We start from the raw sequence: 22,683 nt of genomic DNA, 5'->3' as shown, positions 1-22,683 counted from the left end.
CCGTTAAGGCATAAAATAACTCAAAGTTGGCAAGGTTATGAACCTTCGCTTGAAGGGCACTCAAAATTACCAGACATAAAATCCGTAATAGCCATTGCGGAGATTTTCTCAAAAGATGAAAGCCAACTGTCTGTGAGGGACATTTTCACAACGTCTGTTCTTGCACTGCTGATGTGTGCACCAGGACGAATCTCGGAAATTTTAAGCCTTCCTGCGGATTGTGAGATTACAGAGCATGATGAGAACGGCATTGAACGATATGGTTTAAGGTTTTTTTCAGTGAAGGGGTATGCTGGAGACATCAAATGGATTCCTACAGTAATGGTCCCTGTAGCTAAAAAGGCCATAGCTCGGTTGATAAAGTTGTCCAACCATCCAAGGTTTATTGCAAGAACAATGGAAGGGAAGGTCCCTGAGTCATACAGACATGAACTCTTTACTAAAAAGCCTCAAAATTTTCCCTGGTATGATGAAGAAAAGAAAATCAAATATTCGAATGCTTTATGTCTGTTATTTGAGGGGCAATTATGTCAGAAAACAAACAAACATTTGGCACCTTTGTTCAGACCCACTGCTCAGTTTTTTAGATCGGATATTGATGCCTTTGCAAGCATAAAAGGCACTACCAATCTGTTTAAAAGACACGGTTATATTAACGAAGACGGTAGCCCATATTCGTTAAGAACGCATCAGTTAAGACATTTACTAAATACTTTTTCCCAGATCAGCGGTATGGACGAGTTTAGCATCGCCAGATGGTCTGGAAGGAAACTGGTCTCACAAAATGTTTCCTATGATCACCGATCACACTTACAAATGATCAATCTCATGAAAGATAAAACTTCAATCGGAGCCGGTAACAGTCATAGGAAAAAAGAAATAGCTGTTATGGTCGTAACTGATTTCGATTTATTGAATGATGGAGCTGTGCTCATCACTAAGCATGGCTACTGCAAGCACTCATATGTTTTTGAGCCTTGCAGTTATTATCCCTTACAAGACTCTGGAACGGATGACGGCCAATTAATGATGATACACACTAAAATTCTTGAAAAGACCAATTGTGATAAAAATGATGGGAATGTTAATGCTGATAAATGGTATAAATTTCAAACTAAAATAATAAAAGGAGAATAAATGGCTAAACATATTACTGGTTATGATGAAAAATTGATAATGAAAGTTATTAATACCTGGAATGACGATGAGAAGCTGACTTGGGAGGCTTTATGCGACGAGTTGATAAAGATCATTGGTAAGAGACCTTCAAGACAATCTTTGAGTAGTCATGTTAAAATTGCGGATTGTTTTAATTCAAAAAAGGAGCTTCTTAAGTCTGGTGTGAAAGAAACATGTGCGGTTAAACCTGCTAATTTAAAGATTGCTTGTCAGAGAATAAAAAGGCTCGAAACTGAAAACGAAGCTTTGATAGCATTGAATAACAAATATTTAGAGCAGTTTAAGATATGGCTGTATAACTCTCATTTAAAGCAAATAACAATCGATGAGCTTAATCGTCCTTTACCTAAAAAAGATATTTAAATAGAAATTGATAGGTTTTAACTATTGACATGATTGGATATTATGATATTTCTTTAATTGTCAGGATGACATTCACAACAGCAAGGATGCTACTATGAATAAATTAAACAGATATTTGCCAGATCAGAAATTTTTGATCCTCCTTAATCGCTTCATTCTTAGATACGATGAATCAGACTGCAATAAAGAAAAAATTGTTAAAGATGCCTACCTATTCTGCGTTGGATACTTTTTGAAGTATCAGCAAGACTATCAGAATCCTTATCTGAAGGGACCGAGCAACATTATTGCAGTTTTGAGTTCGGCTTTGCTCAGTACAAACTTTTATACTATACCTTCTACACTCAGCCTCGAACGAGTGCTGTATTTCTACAAGTTTATTGTCGAATATATTATTTGGAATGAATATGAAGTAGAAAGGATATTTGCTACTCAAAAACAAAGCTTTTCATCCTCATCGGAACCCGATGTAGACGGTTCTAAGATTAGAAAAAGAATATAGGGAGTTTATAGTCATTGTTAAATAGATATGTGATTTTCAACCACATGCTCTTAAGACTTAAACTTAATAAAGAGTGTTTTGCATATGAAGTTTTTGACTATTAATCAGTAAAATTACAAGCTTTGACTCTGAGGGGATTAAAACGAGCTTATGGATTTTACAATCAATGATAACTTTTCCTCTATAAATTATTTTGGTTATAAAATAAACTATTGAAACATAATTTATACACAAAATCAGTAGGCATGTTATACATTTAATATGAATAACATGCCTTTTAGAAGTTAATATTACACTTGAGTCTTTTGCTGTTTTACTTTGTTGCGAGGGGAACTTTCAAGGTTCCTATATGCTTGTTCCAGCTTAATCGCCAAGCTTTCCCTATTCCCATTGCTGCTACGAACAAGTTTAGGTGCCCACTCAAGTGCGTATTTGAGATCATTAAAAGCATCGTCGGAAATGGTTTTTTCATCTTCGCAATATTGTGATATATCAATAATTCGATTGAAATTTGCACTTCTTATGTCACCGCCATTGATTGCATTGACTATTGCACGACCAGCAATTTCATATTTATTGTTTTTGGTGGAAATATCCCAAATGGTATCTATAACTTCAATGTTTAATTGCCTGTATTTTTCCCATTTTTCTTTTTTGGACTGTTTAATCAGCCTGGAGGAGTGTTCATAGCATTCGACAAGAAATCTTATTTTTTTGTCAAAATTTTCTGTATTTTTTGCAATTACAAAACTGATGTCAACAAATCGCTCTCCCCACTGAACATCAAATTTCCCAACGCTTTTAAGTGCATTGATACAGACATCTAAAATTGCACTACTGCTTCCATGAGTAGATTCTGTTTGATACCACATTTCAAAAAAAGCTGGCTTTCTTTGGCCTTTAATAAATGCCTCTGCGAAAAATTTTCTTGCAATGTCATCACTAACATTGGGATCTTCATAGTTTGTTTTAGCCAACATGAAATAAAGATCACTATTTTCCTTATATCGTGGTTTTTTAATGAAAGAGAGGACTGTATTCCTTGCATCATCAAATCTTCTCTCTTGTAAAAGAGAATTACATTGCCTCACGGCTGCCCCTATCTCAGGGACGTGTGTTTTAGAGTTGGCTTCCAATCCCTCGTAAATTTCTTTAACCCTTTTGATAAATTGTTCAGAATTGGGAACAATATCATTAGCAATTGAAATGACAAGTTTACTTATTGAAGACGTACTTTCGAATCTCGGCTCTTCTTCAATGAAATCAATGCTGTTGATAAGGAAAAGATTGCCCAATTTTTCAATTGAATCTGTTATTTCTATATTTTCCAAATCAGTATATTTGTGGAGTTCGCTACAGGATAATGATCCTATTAAGCTAATTGTTAGCAATATTTTTGTTGCTTCAGGTGAAAGTTCTGATACTTCTTTACGCAATGCTGCCTCTCTTACAGCATCACCACCTTTACCAGACCAGTCTTCAATTGCTCGTTCAATTGAATAACCAAGTTTACAAAGTCTCAGTATAGATTCAGTAAACAAAGGGGAGCCTTCAGATACCACATTCAATTTTTTAATATTATGTTCATTATATTTCTGTAATTTTAGTGATAAACAGAGAGAGTTTACCAAATCCTCGTATTCTTTTCCTTGTAAGCCCGGAACTAGTATAGAGGAGTCATTGGAGTATATATTGTTTGCACGTGTAGTCATCAAAACTCTTGATGATGTATTTGATATGGAACGAGCTACTTCCATAATTCTTTTTTGCTCGTCAGGGGAATTGGAGTCTATATCATCAACCACAACAAATGATGGTGTGATTTTTAAACCATCTCTTGCTGAACGCTGCAATTGTTGAACTGTGAAATCATCCACTTCATTTGAGAAATACCCAGTTCTAAGACATATTTCTCTTAAAAGTGATTCAACATCGCTATAATGAGTTTCAGGTGTATCAACATACTCATTATATGTAGCTTTAAATTGTTTTTTCTTTGCTGTCAACCAAATAACTTGTTCGAAGATCTCAGTTCCAGATTTAATAATTAGCTGGCAAAACTCATAAGCTATAGATGTTTTACCTTTTCCACCATCAGCAGCCAAAACTTTTACATATTGAAAATCATCAGACAACCATGACCATAATTCCTGTAAAATATCGAATCTACCAATAAAATCAGGACATATGAAATTCTTGTCTGGTAAGTTATGATCTATTATATTTTTTCTTGATACTTTTGATTCGCTATCTAATACAAAGTTTCTTTCAGATACTAAAAATTCAAAATCGAGTTCAGAAATTACTTGTTTGCATTCGTCAATTTTTCTGATATAGGTCGCGTCTTTAGCTAAAATTATTTTATTCTTTGAATCTGTGCCATCCACTGTGGCGGCAATAGAGTGAGTCTTTTTATTTCTTTTGGGGATGTGTAGTAAGCCAATAAGTATATCTTCGGCACCAGATTGGAACAAAATTTCTTCGTAGGTTAAATCTAACCTTTGGCTAAAGTATCGATCAAATTGCCCTCTAAGTTTCTGTTGGTCAATTAACTTTTTCTTTATTCCACAGAAGTGAAAAGAAGTATCTTTTTCTAACTCTTCTACGCCATATATAATATATCCACCATAAGTATTATGAAAACTTATGATGGATTTAAGAGTTTTAAGATATGCATCTTTGGTGTCTTCAAAGGTTTTTTTGAAATCCCATAATTCGCACTCTTTAGCTAAGATAGTACCATCAGTTTTAACTAATTTATCTATAACTGCTTTAGAAACATCCCCAGATTGTATTGAGTTATAAATTTCTTTCTTTATAGTTAATATATCCATTTTATTCTCTTCAGAAGTAGATTAAATTTTATTTAATTGAAACTAAATACAGAATGAAGTTATGGCAATGCTTTACAGTTATTCTAATGACTGAAATGATTTTTAAGGTCCATTAAATCAATGGCTTAACTAAGGGGGGCATTTCATTAGTTATGAAGTAAAGCAGCTATTAAAGCATGGAAAGTAAGTCTTTGTTAAGGTTTTCTTTACCTTTTGTTTTAAAAAAAGCCAGATAATATCTGGCTTTAAATGTTATTTTAATGATTTAATGTCATTTCTTGTTCATAACTTTATTAAAGACGTGCATCCAGCGCTTAAGCTGCATTTCAGTATCCCGAATGCCTTCCTGTGAGTTGAAATCCCCCTTTTGAGGAAAGAACATTACCCGCCATTCTGGATACTGAACATCGTCTACTGCAATGTAAAAGCCTGATTCTCTGAAGTCATGGGTGCGGTCGAGTTCTCTATCCAAGCCTGTTCTTTGTCTTGTGGTAGACAAGTTGTATCGCCACTCCTTGACCGCAGAGAAGGGATAGGTCTTTTGTTTATTCTCTTCCCTGAGATGAATCAGTCCTCTGTGCTGGTCGAGTTTCATTGAAGTAGATCCAAATTCATGGCTCCACATTCCATCTTGCTCGCCAAAATGGTCCCTGGTGCTGGCATTCCACTTCTTAATGCGGAATTTTTTGTAGGCAAACATCAAGAGCATGATGCTTGCGAAAACCCAGACGATTGCAAGCTGAACCAAACCCTGAATACCTAAGAAACAGAAAATGACAATCGGAAGTGCAATAGCAATCCACACGCGTTTCATCATAAGGAAGTTGGGCTGTTTTACTTCAGTTGTTGCTGTCATAGGTTCGTCCAAGGTTAGTTTCTCTGAATCAAAGGCGCACGTATGCATCAGCTTATTTTGCTGATAAATCAGTGTGCTATGTGGTTTCGTTTGAAGTTACATTACGACTTGGAAACAGGGCCTAGCAAATCATTTGTACCGATCGATCGCTTTCTTTTGATAGGAAATATCTATCGTGAGTATTTAATTGATCAGTAATAACGATCGATCGATTTTGCCTATCGATATGAAAAAGAATGAAAATATTTATGAAATTTGATTTAGTGAGTGCTTTTAACTTACTGAAAACTAGCTCTTTAAGGTCGTTTGAAAACGTTTTTTAATACTGAACTTTGAAAATTTACTTCAGAAATCTCAGGTGCTTCAGAGTTGCCGGTTCGTATTGCGGCATAAATGACATTTCTTTTGAGAGGATTGAGAATTGTTGAGCCAACAGCTTTTAAACTGGCAACAAGCTCCTCAAGGTAAGGTATCCATTGCAACCAGTGAAAGCGGGTATGTTCACTGGAACTTGCCGTAAGTGGTGTTGGAGTAGCTGTGGGATGATCTTCTATGTGAATAGGGGAGTTAACATTTACCGGAATCACTACAGGATTGATAGCCTCTGTTGGTTGAGAAGCGATGATTCGCTTACTCAGATTTGACCAGCCATAAGCTTTTCCAAGCTGAGATGCCTTAAAAGCAATGCCCTGATATGCAAACGAGAAACCGTTCATCTTGCCAGTAGATGCGATGTTTGCTGTCGCTGATATGTTTTGCTTTTGCATTTCATGTATGAAGTCTTCGATAGTGATGGTATCGAAGAAGGTAAGGATCGCATCTATAGCTTCTTGTATCACTTTCTTAGAAGCTTTCTCTCCGGTCCTATCTTGCATCATTGCTTCGTTACGGGAGAGCTTCTTTTGCTTCTGTGAACGTTTCTCTTGTGAGGGACCAACGGTGCGAGTGAGGTTATGATCCTGCTCCAGCTCTTGGATCACACGAGTACTGATAAGATTCTCGTTCCTACCCAGGTAAAGCTGGCCATCTGCTAAAACGTTTATGCGAGAAGCAATGATATGTATGTGTTGACCAGCTTCATCGTCGTGTAAAACATAACAACGAAGGTGAGTGTCGCAGAATCCCATTCGTTGCATATAATCGTCTGCGACTTCCATCCATTCCTTTTTGGTAAGAGTTTGACCTTTTGGTAATCGTAGAGAATTGTGCCAAACAGGTTTCTCAACATCTTCTCTCAGTTGCTGTGTTCTGGCGAACTCTGCTGTCAGCTCTTCTACTGTAATGCCCACCAGGTTTCCTCCTATCACAACAGGAGGGGTTGAGTGATGAGGAGCAGGGGCAAGAACATACGAGATGACTCCCCGGAAATTCTTGCCCCTTTTTATTTTATTCATACCCTTCATCTGGGATGATCACTTTTCGAGAGTCAGCAAAGCATCTCTTACATGCGAAAGCTTCACTTTTAAAGCACTTACCTCTTGTGACAGTGGTTGAGCATCTTCGCCTCTACGGAGCAGGAATGACCCCAGATCGTTAAGTTTCTGTAGTGAGCCAGTAAGCTCCAGCCAGGCTTCTTTGTTGATTTCGGGAACAGAAGGGGGAAGTTGATTGAGAGCTGAAGATCTCAACCAACAGCTTTTGCTGAGCTGTCCTCTGGACTGGTTTATTTTACTTAGCTCAACCTCATTTAATCTGACAGTCACTGAATATCTGCGAAGGCGGTTAGGGGGTAATTTTTTAATAGAAGGATCATTGGTAAATGAAGAAGGAAACTCATCGTCGAATATAGTATTGTTTTTTTTCATATCAACTCCTTTTGATATTATTTCATTAATAGCATATCCATATGCTAACTATAATAAATACCATAAAGATCAATTGCGTCAATGGGTTGTGATTGAGGTTTTTGCTTTGATCTTTCTTTTTCAACCGAAGGGCGGAAAAAGCAAGGCAACTGAGCATCGCTCAGTTAGCCCTTGCTAAATATTATAATTGCTATTGACTTCACATTGTTAAGTGCTATCAATTAATAAGTTTATTGAAAAACATGAGGTCTTTATGAAAAACATACTTGTCTTGAATATATTGGCGCTTTTAGTTGCCATCTGCTCTTACGAGCAAAAAAACTTTTTTGAATTTGTAATTTTTTCATCTGCTTGCTTCGTAAATGTTGGAAGCGTATTATTATCGCCTTTGATATATATTGTGTTTGTCAAAGGTGATAAATAATTTCTATTTTCGCCAAAATAAAAGCTCTCTGCATTTTTTTTTGTATTTGATGAAAAAAGTTACAGTTGAGGACCCTAAGTACTTAATTAGGAATGATTTTTTCTCTGGCAGCGGGTTGTCCAGCTCTCTGTTGTGATAATCAATTTTTGCTACGAGTACTTCAGATAATGCTATAAGGAACTTAATTGTATAGAAACCAATAAAAAACTCTATTGATAATAAAGTGATTATGGATTTTATATCATCAATAAATGGATGGTTAATGTAAAAATCTGCTAATTTGGAATATTGCTCTGTGGCCATAATCTTTTTAAAAGGCAAGAAAGGCATTATTGTAAGAGTAGCTGTGGTTACTCCTGAGGTAATAACTATTAGATCTGCTATTTTTTTTAAGTAGTCTTTCATCTCTTCATAGCATAACTTGAAGAAAATATAGCCAAAAATTATGGGAAGTAAAAAACTTAGTGCCAAAAAAAAGAAAGACCAAAGATAACCCAGCGCTATGATAATATAAATTGCTGTGTAAGGTATTAAAAATGTTGAAATCAATCGGGCATTTAATTTTTTATATAGAAAACCTCTGCGGTTATTATGATATTTATCTTCTGCTGGATCGTAAAGATCCACGTATGCCAAGGGCTTTTCAGGGGTATTTCTTTTTTCTTTTTTTAGCGGAGCATGGATTGCTTTATATTCTGTGCCAAAATAGTTCTCGTTAACCACATAAATTTTATTAAGTTCTACTTCCTTATTTTTCCTAAATTTTTTTTCGTTCTTTCAACAATTTCTTCATCACTTTTCATAGCTAATCCTAATTATTTTATTGAGATAAAATTATTTAATTAAATGATTTTTTAAGTTGAAATAAATTACTTAGGCCGTTTTGTTCATGTCAAACTAATTTTCTAAATCTTCTTGTGCTTAAAGTAAATGTAAGTTATGTCCGTTAAAAGGAAATTTATAAATTTACCCTTATTGCTTTTAACAGGGGGGACAGGGCTAAAAATAAACATATTAAGTGGAATAGCTGGTTTTGATGAAGATAATTTATCTAAATCAACTCTTGATGTCCTTACCAAATTTGATTCATCATCAATTAAGCTGGCAGGAATGAAAAAAGTGGGTTTGCACTTTAATTCACCACAAACCATCTCAGAGTTGAATTTTACTTGATAAAAGTTCTTTATTTTGTTAATCCAAGCCTTGCCATAATATATTTTAGGTTCGTCGGGGAGGAGAGAAATATCATTCTTTGCTGAAATTGGTATGAAAAGTTCTTTTAGATGAATACGTCCATCAGCAGTTTCTACAAAGCGCTCCTCTCCGGCCAAAAAAGCCTCTACCAAACCTGAGAGTCTCTTACGAGAACTTCTTTTATGATCTGTATCTTCATCAAAGCTTTTTTGTTTTTTACTTTTAGATGATGTAGAGTCCGGTTTCTCATTTTCTTCATTATCATTTTTTAAAACTTTTCGTCTGCCTGATGAAAGATCTAGTTCGATAATATCATCATTTATATATGAAAGAGCTTCAGGATCTTTCATTCCTTTTTTACTTTTTCTTAGCTCATGAACAATATTCTCACCGATTGGGCATCCCTGAATATGTTCAGATACGAAAATAAAGTAAGGGTCTCGTTTACGAAACGATCTAGGTTTATCTAAATTCGCACATGTCACCTGAGCATCACACTTAGGATCTGGACATTTGAACATGTGCTTAGAGTTTATAGCTTTGTTGAACGCACGATCAGCATCATCTGCACTAACTAATCTTCTTAACTCTAAGCTAAATGCTTCTTCAAGTTTCATCGTGCCTCTCAAATCCAACTTATTCAATGAGTTAGTAGAATCATCATACAGTGACTCCATACGACAATGCCATTAAAAAACTTTTATATAGTAATTTATCTTATAGATCGAGGCAAAATTGATTTACATTCAACTCCGCAGAATTTATTATCTATCTATAAGATTAATCTGTAATTTAATTTTGAAAAGTGCTGTTGAATCAATATCTTTACGTTTGGTTTGATTGTTTTTTTTGATTGAGATGCTGTTTCTCATTTTTTAAAAATGTTTGCTGCCACTTAAGCAGCATTTTTCAATTCCATATGGGCTATGTCAATGAAAAAAAACATAAATAAAGACGAATTTTCAGAATGGGTATTACGGAACAGCCTTTACTGGATGAGTGCTGCCGCCCGCTGGAAGCTTGATGAAGACGATGAACACTGGCTCGTCTCGTTCGAAGACTGGAATAACGAGGTTGAGTCCGAGTTTGAGCGACTGTTGAATGATTACAAGCTCAGGGAGAAGCTTCAGGCTCATACAGATCAAGTCAGAACTTCTATCATCGACAATGTTCTGAGGAGCATCGATACGAGACTTGCCGAATGAATACGATGCCATTCAACTTTGACCGCCTTAGCAATGGCAAAGTCTTCATCAGCAACCTTGCTGGCTTTCACAGCTTCGTCGATCACGAAGAGCTACATCTTCTTGCTGATAACAAATTCCCTCCAGAACAAACAACCTCCAAGCTACTTGAAAGCCGATTGTTCATTGCTGACGATGCAACTCAGGCAGTTTCAAAAGCCTCACTGAGTTCTGCCTTTGCCAAGCGACTGATGAACGAACTGGCCTTCAGACCAATCTTTATGATTGTGCCGACTCTCAGGTGCGATCACACCTGCAAGTATTGCCAGGTCAGCAGAGCATCGGTTACCGCTGATGGTTATGATCTCAACCCAGAACTGATACCGCAAATCGTCAGCACAATTAAGAAGCTGGGCACCCCGCCATACAAGATTGAAGTGCAGGGCGGAGAACCGCTCCTCAGGTTCGATCTCGTCCAGTCAATTTATGAAGAATGTATTAGTTCGTTAGGTAGTGATGCTTTTGAAATGGTTATTGCCACGAGTCTCTCAATACTCGATGAAAGCATCCTCTCTTGGGTTAAAGAACGGAACATCACCTTTTCTGTCTCTCTTGATGGTAATGAAGCCGTCCACAATAAAAATCGTATCCTTACCGACTATCAGGCTCACAGCAAAGCCTTTGCAGGCATTCAGAAAATCACAGAAGAACTGGGAGCAAACCGTGTAGCAACGGTCACCACAGTTACTAAGGAGCTGACAAAAGAACCAGCCTCCATAGTGGATGCTCATCTGGCTCTTGGCCTCACTGACATGTTTATCAGGCCCGTCAGCCCATACGGGTTTGCTCAGAAGCAGAGCTTCACTTTTTCAATGCCAGAATATTTTGAGTTTTATAAAAAGTTAATGCAGGAAGTGTTGCTTCAGAACCAGAAGGGCATACCTGTCGTTGAGCATTCGGCTTCAATCCATCTAAAGCGGATTTTCAATCCGGGCTTTAGTGGTTATGCAGATCTGAAATCACCAAGCGGAGTCGCGCTGAACTGCATCTTGTTCAACTATGACGGCAAGGTATATGGTAGCGATGAAAGCCGTATGCTTCAGAAAGTAAATCCCGAAGCAGATTTCAGTGCAGGAGAGTTTGCTTCACTCTCATTCAGTAGCAACGAATACTACCGTTCCGCTCTCTCATCATCATTCAACTTCGCCATGCCAGGTTGTGACACCTGCGCATATCAGCCTTTCTGTGGAACAGATCCTTGTCAGAACATCAGTGTTCATGGCGAGCCTGTTGGTGACAAGAGTCGGTCAACTTTCTGCCAGTATCACAAAGGGATGTTCCGCTTCCTGCTGAATGAAATCTCTCAGGATGGACCAATGGCTGAGATGCTCAAAAGGTGGGCTTATGTCTGAGGTGCTGAGAAACGATATTTTCCGGTTTTCATCAGACTTACCAGTTCAGCAAGGCTTCTATTGCCTATGTAAAACCAAGCCCGAGAATCCTCAATTCTATCTGCCAAATTTGCTTGTCACTGCGACACAACTCAATTCCAGACTGCCTGCATATTTTGCAGACTCGATTGTTAGCCAGGAACTTTTCGATTCCATTGAAGATGGTGACATTGGGATCGTCAACAACGGCAACATGCTCCGGGTGATACTGTCCCGTAGAGCAAACCACAACACTGTCCTTGTCACTGAAAGGTGCAACAACAGTTGCCTGTTTTGTTCTCAGCCTCCTAAAGCTGGAAACGATGACTGGCTTCTCAACCAGTCAGCTCTCGCTATCGCTTCCTTCTCTCTGAATGGAGTAGTGGGAGTGAGCGGGGGAGAGCCTTTGCTCTATGGCGAAGACTTCCTGCATTTTCTGGACTTCATAATCGAAAATTCCCCTGACACAGCACTGCATGTTCTAACCAACGGACGGAAGTTTGCGGATGTCAGCTTTACCCAGCAGATGAAGGAAAGAAGCGATAAGATCAAAATCACGTTTGGGATACCGCTTTATTCTTCAAGAGCATCAGTGCACGACTATCTGGTCGGAAGCGAGGGAGCCTTTGATGAAACAGTCAGGGGACTGATCAATGCCGGTAACTCAGGTATCAACATCGAACTGAGAGTCATCCCTACTCAGGCTAACTATACAGAGCTTGATGACATTGTAGAGTTTGCTGGTCGTGTGTTCTCTAATATTAACCAAATCTCCCTGATGGGACTTGAGTCGATTGGATGGGCCCGTAAAAACTGGTCATCAATCTTTATAGAGCACGACAACTACAGTGAAAAAATCCTTTCGGCTGTAGACACTGCACACAGGTCAGGTATCCCTCTTACCATCTTCAATTATCCACTATGCCACCTTCCTGAAAGGGCATGGAATTTTGCAACTCAGTCAATCTCTGACTGGAAAAATTACTATCCCAAAGAATGTGATGAGTGCACTCAGAAGTCTTCGTGTGCTGGTTATTTCAGTTCATCAAAAGGCCGTTTTCATCAACCTCCGAGACCAATAATATGAAAAAGTTTAATTTCGCTGCTCTGCTTCCGGGATTTTTGGCTCTTAACAATTCAGTTTGGGCAAGTGATTCATCTACTGGTGCCAGTGATTTACCTGGTATGAGCCTGAATGAACATGATTTGGTGATAGCCCCGCTCAACACTGAAGTGCCGTTCTACATTGCCGGACACAGAAGTCACAGTTCTCACCGTAGCCACAGCTCACACCGTTCCTCATCAGGCGGTGGTTACTATGGCGGAAGCACTCCTTACTATCCGAAGACATACAGCTCACCAAGCACCTCAGACTCTTCAAGTTCAGGGACTCGCTCGTCTTCCTCCTCAGTCCGTTCGCTTCGTTCTAATGACACGGATAGCTCAACTACAACAAGCTCAGCAGGAACTACAGGTGTCAACCGTGCAAGTAGTGGACTGACATCGGATACAGAAAAACGTAAGCGGTTGATCATGAGAGTGCAGTTCGCCTTACTCGATAAAGGTTTTTACAACGGTAATATTGACGGGAGCATGGGACCAGCCACAAGGACAGCAATCAAGAATTATAGAGTTGCGAATGGATTGCCTACTCCAGTAAGAGAAACATTAGACACTCAGTTATTGAATTCTTTAAATATACTGGCCCGATAAGATATTGGGGGTAAATATAATGAAACTGAAACTTTCAATTTATAAAACAAAAAGAATTACTGATGACATTGATCAGGTTTTGAATTTGGAAAAAGTCCAAAAACCTATTGAATTTGAAATGGATGATGCAAGAGCATACCTTTATGCAAAGCAAATTTCTGACCCAGTGCTACCTGAATGGGCAACTTTATTTACAAGCCAAAAGACAGACATAAAGCCCGATTTTTTTGGTATGAATAGTAGCACTGGAGCAGTACTGGTAGTTGAGGTTGATAACTCAAGGTATCTTATCCCTTTTGGAACTGGTCATCACTTAATTAATGATAGTAGCATTGTCAAAGGTTTTGGACTGAAAACAACACTTAAATGTATTGAGCATAAAAAAATCCGTAGTCTGGATAAAGGTAGTCATAATGAAACAAATCTTCTTACTCGTAGTCAGAGTAGTAAAGAAGTCGATATATATAATCTTAAAATCGATTCTGAAATGGATATTCTAACAACCCTCACAGGCACTTCCACTGAAGATGTTTTAGGAAATAAAATAACTGGGAAAGATGCTTTTGTAATTGTGCCAGACATTGACTTAAAAACTATTCCTGAATTACTAATAAAAATAGACTCTATTTATAATTTACCCCTCCCTGAAGAATTCGAATGGGTTAACAATATCAAAGAAGCTGATGAGGCCGAAGTTGAAATATTGGATTCGCTTTTGATTGATTTGATAAAACAAAGAGAATTCAGTGACATATGGTTAGGTGAGCCAGAAATTGTGGATTGGGAAAATCAAATAGGATATTGTTTCGAGAGAAAGCAAAGAAGCATTATTTATGAAAGCCTTTCAATCAATCACATATGTGAATATTTTGATGGCAAAAATGCGGATGTTACTGTTGATGAACTTAAAAGAAGTTGCTTGCATGTTTTAAATGCCGATTATGAAACGATAAAGAAATGGTCTTTGTATAGATGCATTTATGCTGAAATAAAAGAAGGCGATCAAAACTACATTCTGCGAGACTCCATATGGTATGTGGCCGATAGAAAATTCGTAGAAACCATTGATGATGAGATGAAAAAGATTCTACATTATGAGGAGTCTGATAAGTTTCCGGTATACTCCTATAAAAGAGAAGAAGATTACAATAAAAATGTTTGTCTTGGTGACAAATCATTTACACACATGGATCAAAAATTTATCCATCATGGTGGTGGGAAAAGTAAAATTGAATTTTGCGACCTTATAAAAGGTGCATCAGATTTTATTCATGTGAAGTATTATAGTGGCTCACAAAGTATGAGCCATCTTTTCTCACAAGGATTTGTCGGTTCTGAACTTTTCATAAGCGATTCAGAGTTTCGAGGAAAACTTAATGAGAAACTTCCCGGTCATATAAAATTAGCTGATCATATAATACGGCCTGATGCTAAAAACTATAAATTAGTATTCGCTATAGCTACGAACAAAAAAATCCCTGAAGATCTGCCTCTGTTTTCAAAAATAAATTTAAAAAACTTTCATAAGAGCATTAGCAATTTTGGATACGAAGTTAGGATCTGCAAAATAGCAGTAGATCCCAATATTTACAAAAAAAAGTTATGTAAGCCACAAAAGAACAAGACCTAAGATAATTTATCAATGTCAGATATCTTGGTAAGTTCACTAAGATAATCTTGTTTATTCCTAAGAAGCCAATGGAAAACCTTGGGGTTTTCGAGTATTTTTTTAATGTGAGAGATAACAATCGTTAGCTTCAAACTATTGGAACCGTAGCTTTCTTTTATCTTTTGTGTATCGAAATGGACCTGAGCCATCTCTTTTTCAAGTCTTTCAATTGCTTTTCTATTACCAGATCTCTCATCAGTGTTAGGTTTACCTTTGTCGTTTAAAAGCTCAGGTGATGAACTGTGATAAAGCGATTGAGCAAAAATTTTTGAATAATTATCAAATTTTATCATTAGGTTTGCACATTCAATTTGCCTAAAAGGGATCATTCTTTTTAAGATAGTAAATGTGTTCTTCGGTATATCTCTATCATTAAATAATTCTATAACCTCAGGGCATATGCCTTTAAGAACTGATAGATTACTTTTTAATGAATCGGCGCTTATATTCAAGGCTGAACAGAGCATGTCTTCAGGAACCCCTACTCGAACAGCTTCTTTTAACATTTTCTGAATTTGAATTATTGTGATTCTATTAACTTTTTTATTGGGAGTATAAGTGTCGTAAACAGTTGAAACGAGACAAGCAACCCTTTCCTCACCAATATCTTTTAATGCTTCAACTCTCAGATGACCATCAAGGATTTTTGCATTGCCATTAGCTCCATCAATGTAAATCAGTATAGGTTCCACTAATCCAAGTGCAGATATCGTGCTCTTTATTTGTATGTATTTTTGGCTGCTTTTGTAGTTGGTAGGAAGTTTCTTAGTATAAATAAGATCGCATAATCTAAAGCTGACTGTTTTTTCATTAAAGCAGTATTTAATCATTTTGACCTCAGCAAGAAGTATTTTTCATTATAACTTTCACTACTTCATTTAAATTCTCATCGTCTAAGATTTTACTAAACTCTTCGTTATCAGATAACTCTTTGAATATTTGACTGGCTATAAGTAAGTTTCTCTCAACATATTCAGCTTTATTTTTAATTTTTCTATGCTGTGAAATGTTATCTTGATATATTTGTTTAAGCTCATCAGTAGTGAGTTTTTTCTTTTTCTTTGCAACTCCGAAACTATTGTTCAGAAATCCTTTCAAACCTTCATCTCTGGAGTCCAATATATCTCTGATTTTACCAACATCTTTATGTTTTATTAAACCTTCATCAAAAGCTTTAATTAGTAATTCTTGCCCACCTTCGAAGTCTACTCTGGCAATTTCAACTGCAAGCGAGATTGGAATGCTTCCTGATTCTACAGCAGATAATAGTTTGTTTTCTCCTTTGCTAATTAGCATAGTCAGGCTGGTAATCCAGTGCAATGATAGGCCAGTAGAATAGGATATTTCTTTGTTAGATAAACCTTGCTCGTTCATTTCTTTTATTCTTTGGAACTGCTCGCCCGCTCTTGGTATTACGCGAGCCATGTTTTCAACCAAACTCATTATGTATGCTTTGTTTTCATCGATGTCCAGTATGAAAGCAGGTATTAGCTTTTCTCCCAAAGCTGTGAGTGATTCAAGTCTACCCTGACCACAAATTAAGGCGAATTCATATTTTCTATCCGAAATCCTTCTTACTGTTATTGGCTTTCTTAATCCACTTGTGTCGATACTATCTGTTATCTCAGCATGTTTGAATTTGTTCCGAGAACGAGGAATTACAACTTTTATTTTTGATGTTTCAAGCATATGAATTTGATCGTCGTTCATTTAGGCTACCTCTATTTCCGCAGTTGAAAGCATATCAAAGAAGGTCCTGATGTTATCAAATCTATACATTTCGAATAGAAGGTTATTATTCTCTTTTAGACACAACTCATTTTCAAAACTTTCAATTGAAGGTAGGATGTAATAATCTACAGGTTCGGTATTAAGGCTGTTCATTCTTGCAATTACACTAACTTCGGGATTTAAGCTCCTGTCTAATCTAACTATCCATCTACATTTTCCAGAACCCATTTTTCGACATCGAGACAGTATTATGGAAAAGGTTAAACTTTTGTTTATGGTGATTAGTTTGTTATCTAATATAGATACTTCGCTATTATTAATTTCTTGGTGTATTTTATTCACAATTTTGTCATGTTTAATTCTTAACGCTGAGTTTATTTCTAAATAGCGGTAATCTCGTTCGGGTGTGTAATTTATCAGCTTATATGCTGGAAGAAGTCCTCCAAATCGACTTGCTACTACACTGCTCGATGGGCCATTATCCTCTTCATCAATGATAAAACCTGATATTTTTCCATGAGTCGAAAGGATCTTCTTTAAAAAATCAAGAATCTCTTCATTGCTCATTTTTTTTGAGCGGTTATCGATAATCTCTTTCGCTAACCTGAATTTTTCTTCTGAAATTATGGGCTTAAAAAAGGAATTATACTCGACCCAATCCTCTTCAGGATTTCGAACTCTTTTAGTTTTCAGCTTCTGAGATGTTCGATTATATGTATACTTACCAGTATAGCGATTATTTATAAGCACAGAATGTATCCGGCTTCGTGTCCAATCCGATCTGTCGCTGTATTTATATCCTTCTTGGTTTAATTTTGAAGCGATGAGATACTCATTTAACCCTTCAAAAATGAACATATTAAATATTTTCTTTACTAAGTCTGTTTCCTTTTTACTGCCTGGTACTAAGACTATCCTATCTGTTTGCAAACTCTTTCTCTCACCATTGTTGAGTATCATTTTTGCCTTGTTATTATTATCAAGCAATTTTCTTTTAAGTCCGTATCCAGGCACTCCACCTTGATAGTATCCTCGCTTAACAAGATTTACATGTCCGGCAAATACTTTTATAGAAAGGTTTTTACTAAAGGCTCCCGCAGCATACATCAGTGATGAAAGTATGAATGTCTCAGTATCACTATTAGCAGGAAGATTTTCAGCACAGTAGATAACATCTACCTTATTCATTTTTAATAGATATTTATAGTAAATGCCTTCTTGTGGATCTTTAAAGCGACCAAAACGACTTACATCATATACAAGTACAGCTTCAATATTAATTTCCTTGGTGAGTATGTCGTTGATTAACTTATTAAAATCATGCCTTCCTGACGTGGACACTCCACTTTTACCTGCATCATCATAGGTATGCAAGATATCCATATTGTGGTCGTCAGCATATTTTTTGAGGAACTGAGCTTGGTTGTCTAACGAAAACTCCTGATGGTTTGTAGACATCCGTAAATATTGGGCTACTTTAACCTTCTGATTTTGCTCTTTTTTATTGTCCATTGCAGTGCCTTGGTGCAACTGTGGAAATACTGATTTGTATAAAAATTGATCAATTTCGTTCAGGTTGCAACCTTTTTTGGCATTCATTTTTTTTTATTTTTTTTTCTTCAGGTACAAAACTACATCACTATTTGAAGATTCATTGTTATGAAAAAGGAGTAGGGGATGGTGGAGTGATAAGAATGAAGTGAAAATATTTTAAAAAGATGGTTCAAATAATTGATTTATATTGATTTTATACATGCTGGTGTTTTAGATATATCATTAATAACGAACAACACTTTTGCTTAGATTGAGCTGAATCGATGTATGTATTTAGGCGACTATTTATCTTACAAAGGGGAGCTTTTAATTCTTAATAGATATTCGCATCCCCATTGAGTTATCGATTATAAAATATTAAACATGTATCCTTTGCTACTCACTTTTCTGATTGCTGAATAGAGAAGGAAAAAGGTGTCTGTGCTTCTTCTTTACAAGCTTCCAGGTAGTCAGCCCACCATTGCAACATGAGTCTCCGTTCTTCCAAATGCTCCGCTTTGTGTATGTAAGCAGCCCGGACACTGTTGCGTTCCTGGTGGCTCATTTGTCTTTCCACAGCATCTCTCGACCATAATCCCGATTCGATTAAGGCACTACATGCCATAGTCCTGAAACCATGCCCGCAGACTTCTACTTTCGTATCGTAGCCCATTGTCCTGAGCGCTTTGTTGACAGTGTTTTCACTGATAGGTTTGTCGTCCCCAGTAAAACTGATAAACATAAGTTCTTTGTCACCACTGATCGAGTGAAGCTCTTCCAAGAGTGCTTTAGCTTGTGTGCTTAGTGGAACCAGATGTGGGGTTTTCATCTTTGCCCCTCTTGCAGAATATTTTACCCCTTTCATAGGTTGTCGCTCTCCGGGGATAGTCCACAATGAATTTTTGAGATCGACTTCTGACCAGCGAGCAAATCGCAGTTCACTCGAACGGACAAAGGTCAGGAGTGTTAACTGCACTGCAATTTGGGTAATGCCTCTTCCTTTATATGCTTCCAAACGATTCATAAGCTCTGGCAATCGTTCCAGAGAAAGGGCAGGGCGATGAACACTTTTAGTGGAAACAACAGCACCAGCGAGGTCGTTTGCAGGATTCTGTTCAATCAAAGCATTGTGAACGGCATACCTCATTACCGCCGTAATGCGCTGTTGTAAGCGGGAAGCCAGTTCATTGTGTCCTGAAGCTTCTGCTTTTTTCAAAGGAACCAATAAATCACGAGTTTTTAGCTCGCTGATATTACGTTTTCCGATGACAGGGAACACATGGGAAACAAGGCTGTTCAAAACAGTTGTTCTATGACTGTCTGACCAGGTTCTGTTACTGGTATGCCATTGTCGTGCAACTTGCTCAAATGTTAGCAAGCCCTTGCTCTCAATCTTTTGCGCTTTTCGCTTCTCACTTGGGTCTACATGGTTTGCGACAAGCTGACGAGCTTCGTCTCTTCGTCGTCTGGCTTCAGACAATGAAACCTCAGGATAGACACCCAGCGCGAGAATTTTCTGTTTACCAGCGAAGCGATACTGAAAACGCCAGTACTTGGAACCACTTGTGGTAATCAACAGGTGCATACCATTACCGTCGGTCATCTTGACAGGTTTATCAGAAGGCTTTGTATTTCTTACTTTTAACTCTGTGAGCGCCATACTAAAAACCCTCAGATGATGGTATCTGCAATATCGAACTTAACATACCAACATATGTACCAACTAAACAGAGTGGATTTTGAAATATGACGGTGTACGTTAACGGGCTACAAAAAGAAGGTAAGTGTTTGAAGTTGAAGAGTTGACTAGACTTTAAAATACTTAGGTGGGCTAACATATGGTGTCCCCTGCAGGAATCGAACCTGCAACTAGCCCTTAGGAGGGGCTCGTTATATCCATTTAACTAAGGGGACAGCGGCACGCAGTATAGCGAAACAGGCGATGAGATTCATCAGGTCGCCGCGCGTTTGCTCATTACGTCAGCAATGTCGCTGTTCAGCCTCTCTTTTGAGACCACTTTTTTCATGCAGGGGCCAGATAACACGTGCAGCGCAAATCCTTCTGCGCTGCACTTTTTTACCTGACGACGGTTATTCAGCACCTTCCTCTTTTTCTCCGCGCTCTTCACGCTCACGACGCTTCTCCTGCCTGCGCTTTTCCGCCTTCGCTTTGGCGACCGCCGCTTCACTCATGTCATTACGGATCTGTGCGTGACTGATCAGCGCAAAAATCAGGGTGCCGCCGGTGATGTTGCCGAGCAGGGTAGGCAGGGCAAACGGCCAGAGGAACTCATGCCAGCTGATGCTGCCATTGAAGACCAGATAGAGCACCTCCACCGATCCCACCACGATATGCGCCAGATCGCCCAGCGCAACCAGCCAGGTCATCATGACAATGACCACCAGTTTGGCCCCGCCCGCAGAGGGGAACATCCAGACCATGGTGGCGATAATCCAGCCGGAAATGACGGCGTTGGCAAACATCGAGCCGGGCGAGTTCTCCATCACTTTCATGCTGATGTCGGTAAAGGCCTGACGGGTCGCCTCATCAAAAATGGGCATCTCGTTGAAGGCCAGCGCACCCAGTGCCGTACCGATCAGGTTACCCAGCAGGACAATACCCCATAACCGTAACAGCAGACCGCCATTACCCCAGGTCGGTTTGTGCATGACCGGCAGCACTGCCGTGACGGTGTTTTCGGTAAATAACTGCTGGCGCGCCATGATGACGATGACAAAGCCAAAGGTGTAGCCGAGATTTTCCAGCAGAAATGCACCCGGCACGCCATCAAGGTGGACCTTGAATATCCCCTTCGCCATCAGTGAGGCACTCATGGAGAGGCCTGCGGCAATGGCTGACCAGAGCAGGGCCATCCCGTCACGCTCCAGCTCTTTCTCCCCATCCTGACGGATCTCTTCATGGATCGCCGCGGCGCGGGAGGGTAATGCCTCCTCATCGACTTCGATGTCAGTGCCCTTGTCCTTCTCTTCGCTATCGACGTCGTTAGGACCCTGTTCATTACCTGATGAAGGCTTCATATTTTCTCCTGGTGATAGTGCTGTGGCGTAATAAGCGTAGCTGTTTTTTATTTGCCAATTATGTAACGAGCGATGCGAATAAGCGTAACAAGCTTTTTCATACCTGCATTTTTATTCAGACTCAGCGCCAGACCGCACGAATAAACCCCTGACAGCGCGCCTGAGCAGCGGCTCAGACTTCGGCCCTTAGCAACATTGTGGTAATATCCCGGCCACTTTTAGCTGGTGCGATTCCCCCCTCGATGTTGGAAATCATTACGCTCACTTGTGCATACGATGAACGCGCGCTGTTTCAGCAGCTCTCATTTCGCGTCTCTGCCGGTGACATTGTGCAGATTGAAGGCCCCAACGGTGCCGGTAAAACCTCGCTACTGCGACTGCTGGCGGGGCTGAGCCGTCCTGAGCAGGGTGAGATACGCTGGCAGCAGCAGCCGATCCTGCGGCAGCGCGACGTCTGGCATCAGGCGATGCTTTATCTGGGCCATTATCCCGGCGTCAAAGGTGTCCTCACCCCGCTGGAAAATCTGCGGTTCTACCACCCTGACTGCAGTGACGCGCAGATTTTTGCTGCGCTTGACAGTGTCGACCTCACGGGTGACGAAGAGGTGCCGGTAAGCCGGTTGTCGGCGGGTCAGCAGCGTCGCGTCGCGCTGGCGCGCCTCTGGCTCAGCCAGGCCCGTGTCTGGATCCTGGATGAGCCGCTGACCGCCATCGACAAAGCGGGGGTTGAAAAATTAATGGCCAGATTTGCCGCCCATGCCGATAACGGGGGCGCCGTGATCCTGACAACCCATCAGGATCTACCCGCTGCGGCCGCGCGGGTGCGTAAAATTCGCCTTGGCGATGCGGAGGCAAGCTGATGCTGTTTCGCCTGATTCAGCGTGAATTGCGTATCGCCTTTCGCGGCGGCGCTGATGTGGTCAATCCGCTGTGGTTTTTCCTGATTGTGATTACCCTGTTTCCGCTGGGCATCGGACCTGATCCGCAGCAGCTGGCGCGCATTGCGCCGGGTGTCGCCTGGGTGGCCGCGCTGCTGGCGTCACTGCTGGCGCTGGAGCGCCTGTTTCGCGACGATTTCAGCGACGGTTCGCTGGAGCAGCTCCTGCTGTTGCCTTCGCCGCTGCCGGTGACGGTCATCGGCAAAGTCGTGGCGCACTGGCTGATCACCGGTCTGCCGCTGATTATCCTGTCGCCGCTGGCGGCGCTGCTGCTGTCGCTGGATTTCAA

The 22,683-nt window shown here is 39.4% G+C and carries 21 protein-coding genes and 1 tRNA gene; 10 read left to right on the top strand and 12 right to left on the bottom strand.

Annotated features, from left to right (window positions below):
• The 3 genes from CKF42_RS19310 to CKF42_RS19300 all read left to right on the top strand — a co-directional run.
• A partial coding sequence (locus tag CKF42_RS19310; protein ID WP_111208960.1) for a DNA-binding protein occupies positions 1 to 1,137 on the top strand: 1,137 nt, incomplete at its 5' end.
• A complete protein-coding gene (locus tag CKF42_RS19305; protein WP_111208958.1) occupies positions 1,138 to 1,542 on the top strand; it encodes a hypothetical protein in 405 nt (134 codons plus the stop codon).
• Between the two features lie 94 nt (positions 1,543 to 1,636).
• Positions 1,637 to 2,044, top strand: coding sequence for a hypothetical protein (locus tag CKF42_RS19300; protein ID WP_111208957.1), 408 nt, complete (start codon positions 1,637 to 1,639; stop codon positions 2,042 to 2,044).
• 290 nt (positions 2,045 to 2,334) lie between these two features.
• On the opposite strand, the gene CKF42_RS19295 is transcribed toward CKF42_RS19300, so the two are convergent.
• From CKF42_RS19295 to CKF42_RS19270, 6 genes are all read right to left on the bottom strand, one after another.
• Positions 2,335 to 4,878 carry a helix-turn-helix domain-containing protein gene (locus CKF42_RS19295; RefSeq protein ID WP_111208956.1) on the bottom strand — a complete coding sequence of 848 codons (2,544 nt, stop codon included), beginning with the start codon at positions 4,876 to 4,878 and terminating at the stop codon, positions 2,335 to 2,337.
• Positions 4,879 to 5,149: 271 nt separating this feature from the next.
• A complete protein-coding gene (locus CKF42_RS19290) occupies positions 5,150 to 5,734 on the bottom strand; it encodes a DUF4755 domain-containing protein (RefSeq protein WP_233501061.1) in 585 nt (194 codons plus the stop codon).
• Between the two features lie 296 nt (positions 5,735 to 6,030).
• Positions 6,031 to 7,128: a relaxase/mobilization nuclease domain-containing protein gene (locus CKF42_RS19285; protein WP_369974611.1), complete on the bottom strand. Its 1,098-nt coding sequence runs from the start codon at positions 7,126 to 7,128 to the stop codon at positions 6,031 to 6,033.
• Positions 7,129 to 7,146: 18 nt separating this feature from the next.
• The gene (locus CKF42_RS19280) at positions 7,147 to 7,539 is read right to left on the bottom strand and encodes a hypothetical protein (protein ID WP_111208953.1); all 393 of its coding nucleotides are present in this window, start codon (positions 7,537 to 7,539) and stop codon (positions 7,147 to 7,149) included.
• A 427-nt stretch (positions 7,540 to 7,966) separates the two neighbouring features.
• Positions 7,967 to 8,686 carry a hypothetical protein gene (locus CKF42_RS19275; RefSeq protein WP_111208952.1) on the bottom strand — a complete coding sequence of 240 codons (720 nt, stop codon included), beginning with the start codon at positions 8,684 to 8,686 and terminating at the stop codon, positions 7,967 to 7,969.
• Between the two features lie 182 nt (positions 8,687 to 8,868).
• Positions 8,869 to 9,774, bottom strand: coding sequence for a hypothetical protein (locus CKF42_RS19270; protein WP_111208959.1), 906 nt, complete (start codon positions 9,772 to 9,774; stop codon positions 8,869 to 8,871).
• Between the two features lie 315 nt (positions 9,775 to 10,089).
• On the opposite strand from CKF42_RS19270, the gene hxsD reads away from it, so the two are divergent.
• From hxsD to CKF42_RS19245, 5 genes are read left to right on the top strand one after another with little or no spacing between them, the layout of a single operon-like run.
• A complete protein-coding gene (gene hxsD, locus CKF42_RS19265; protein WP_369974610.1) occupies positions 10,090 to 10,362 on the top strand; it encodes a His-Xaa-Ser system protein HxsD in 273 nt (90 codons plus the stop codon).
• Positions 10,359 to 11,753 carry a His-Xaa-Ser system radical SAM maturase HxsB gene (gene hxsB / locus CKF42_RS19260; protein WP_111208950.1) on the top strand — a complete coding sequence of 465 codons (1,395 nt, stop codon included), beginning with the start codon at positions 10,359 to 10,361 and terminating at the stop codon, positions 11,751 to 11,753. Before hxsD ends, hxsB begins: the two co-directional genes overlap by 4 nt.
• Entirely contained in the window at positions 11,746 to 12,858 is a 1,113-nt protein-coding gene (gene hxsC, locus CKF42_RS19255) for a His-Xaa-Ser system radical SAM maturase HxsC (protein ID WP_111208949.1), read from the top strand. The genes hxsB and hxsC overlap by 8 nt, the downstream gene beginning before the upstream one ends.
• Positions 12,855 to 13,484, top strand: a complete 630-nt coding sequence (hxsA, locus tag CKF42_RS19250; RefSeq protein ID WP_111208948.1) for a His-Xaa-Ser repeat protein HxsA — start codon at positions 12,855 to 12,857, stop codon at positions 13,482 to 13,484. The genes hxsC and hxsA overlap by 4 nt, the downstream gene beginning before the upstream one ends.
• 19 nt (positions 13,485 to 13,503) lie before the next feature.
• Positions 13,504 to 15,114: a TIGR04141 family sporadically distributed protein gene (locus tag CKF42_RS19245; protein WP_111208947.1), complete on the top strand. Its 1,611-nt coding sequence runs from the start codon at positions 13,504 to 13,506 to the stop codon at positions 15,112 to 15,114.
• Here the strand turns inward: CKF42_RS19245 and CKF42_RS19240 are convergent.
• The 6 genes from CKF42_RS19240 to CKF42_RS19215 all read right to left on the bottom strand — a co-directional run bounded on the left by CKF42_RS19240 (position 15,111) and on the right by CKF42_RS19215 (position 21,456).
• Entirely contained in the window at positions 15,111 to 15,983 is an 873-nt protein-coding gene (locus CKF42_RS19240; protein WP_111208946.1) for a plasmid partitioning protein RepB C-terminal domain-containing protein, read from the bottom strand. The two genes, CKF42_RS19245 and CKF42_RS19240, sit on opposite strands and share 4 nt — an antisense overlap.
• A gap of 7 nt (positions 15,984 to 15,990) precedes the next feature.
• Complete coding sequence (locus CKF42_RS19235) at positions 15,991 to 16,863, bottom strand: ParB/RepB/Spo0J family partition protein (protein WP_111208945.1); 873 nt, start codon at positions 16,861 to 16,863, stop codon at positions 15,991 to 15,993.
• Positions 16,864 to 18,483, bottom strand: coding sequence for a recombinase family protein (locus CKF42_RS19230; protein WP_233501060.1), 1,620 nt, complete (start codon positions 18,481 to 18,483; stop codon positions 16,864 to 16,866).
• A 334-nt stretch (positions 18,484 to 18,817) separates the two neighbouring features.
• Complete coding sequence (locus CKF42_RS19225) at positions 18,818 to 20,077, bottom strand: integrase arm-type DNA-binding domain-containing protein (protein ID WP_111208943.1); 1,260 nt, start codon at positions 20,075 to 20,077, stop codon at positions 18,818 to 18,820.
• A gap of 179 nt (positions 20,078 to 20,256) precedes the next feature.
• Positions 20,257 to 20,331: transfer RNA gene (locus tag CKF42_RS19220), tRNA-Arg, on the bottom strand.
• Positions 20,332 to 20,508: 177 nt separating this feature from the next.
• Positions 20,509 to 21,456: a formate/nitrite transporter family protein gene (locus CKF42_RS19215; protein WP_009088915.1), complete on the bottom strand. Its 948-nt coding sequence runs from the start codon at positions 21,454 to 21,456 to the stop codon at positions 20,509 to 20,511.
• A gap of 242 nt (positions 21,457 to 21,698) precedes the next feature.
• Here CKF42_RS19215 and ccmA point away from each other — a divergent pair, with 242 nt between their 5' ends.
• Positions 21,699 to 22,316 carry a cytochrome c biogenesis heme-transporting ATPase CcmA gene (gene ccmA / locus CKF42_RS19210; protein WP_111208942.1) on the top strand — a complete coding sequence of 206 codons (618 nt, stop codon included), beginning with the start codon at positions 21,699 to 21,701 and terminating at the stop codon, positions 22,314 to 22,316.
• Positions 22,316 to 22,683: heme exporter protein CcmB (ccmB, locus tag CKF42_RS19205; RefSeq protein ID WP_111208941.1), on the top strand; the 368-nt coding region annotated here is incomplete at its 3' end. The genes ccmA and ccmB, both read left to right, overlap by 1 nt.

This window comes from Pantoea sp. ARC270, from assembly GCF_003236725.1.
Lineage (GTDB): Bacteria > Pseudomonadota > Gammaproteobacteria > Enterobacterales > Enterobacteriaceae > Pantoea > Pantoea anthophila.
This window is presented reverse-complemented; position numbering and strand designations above follow the sequence as displayed.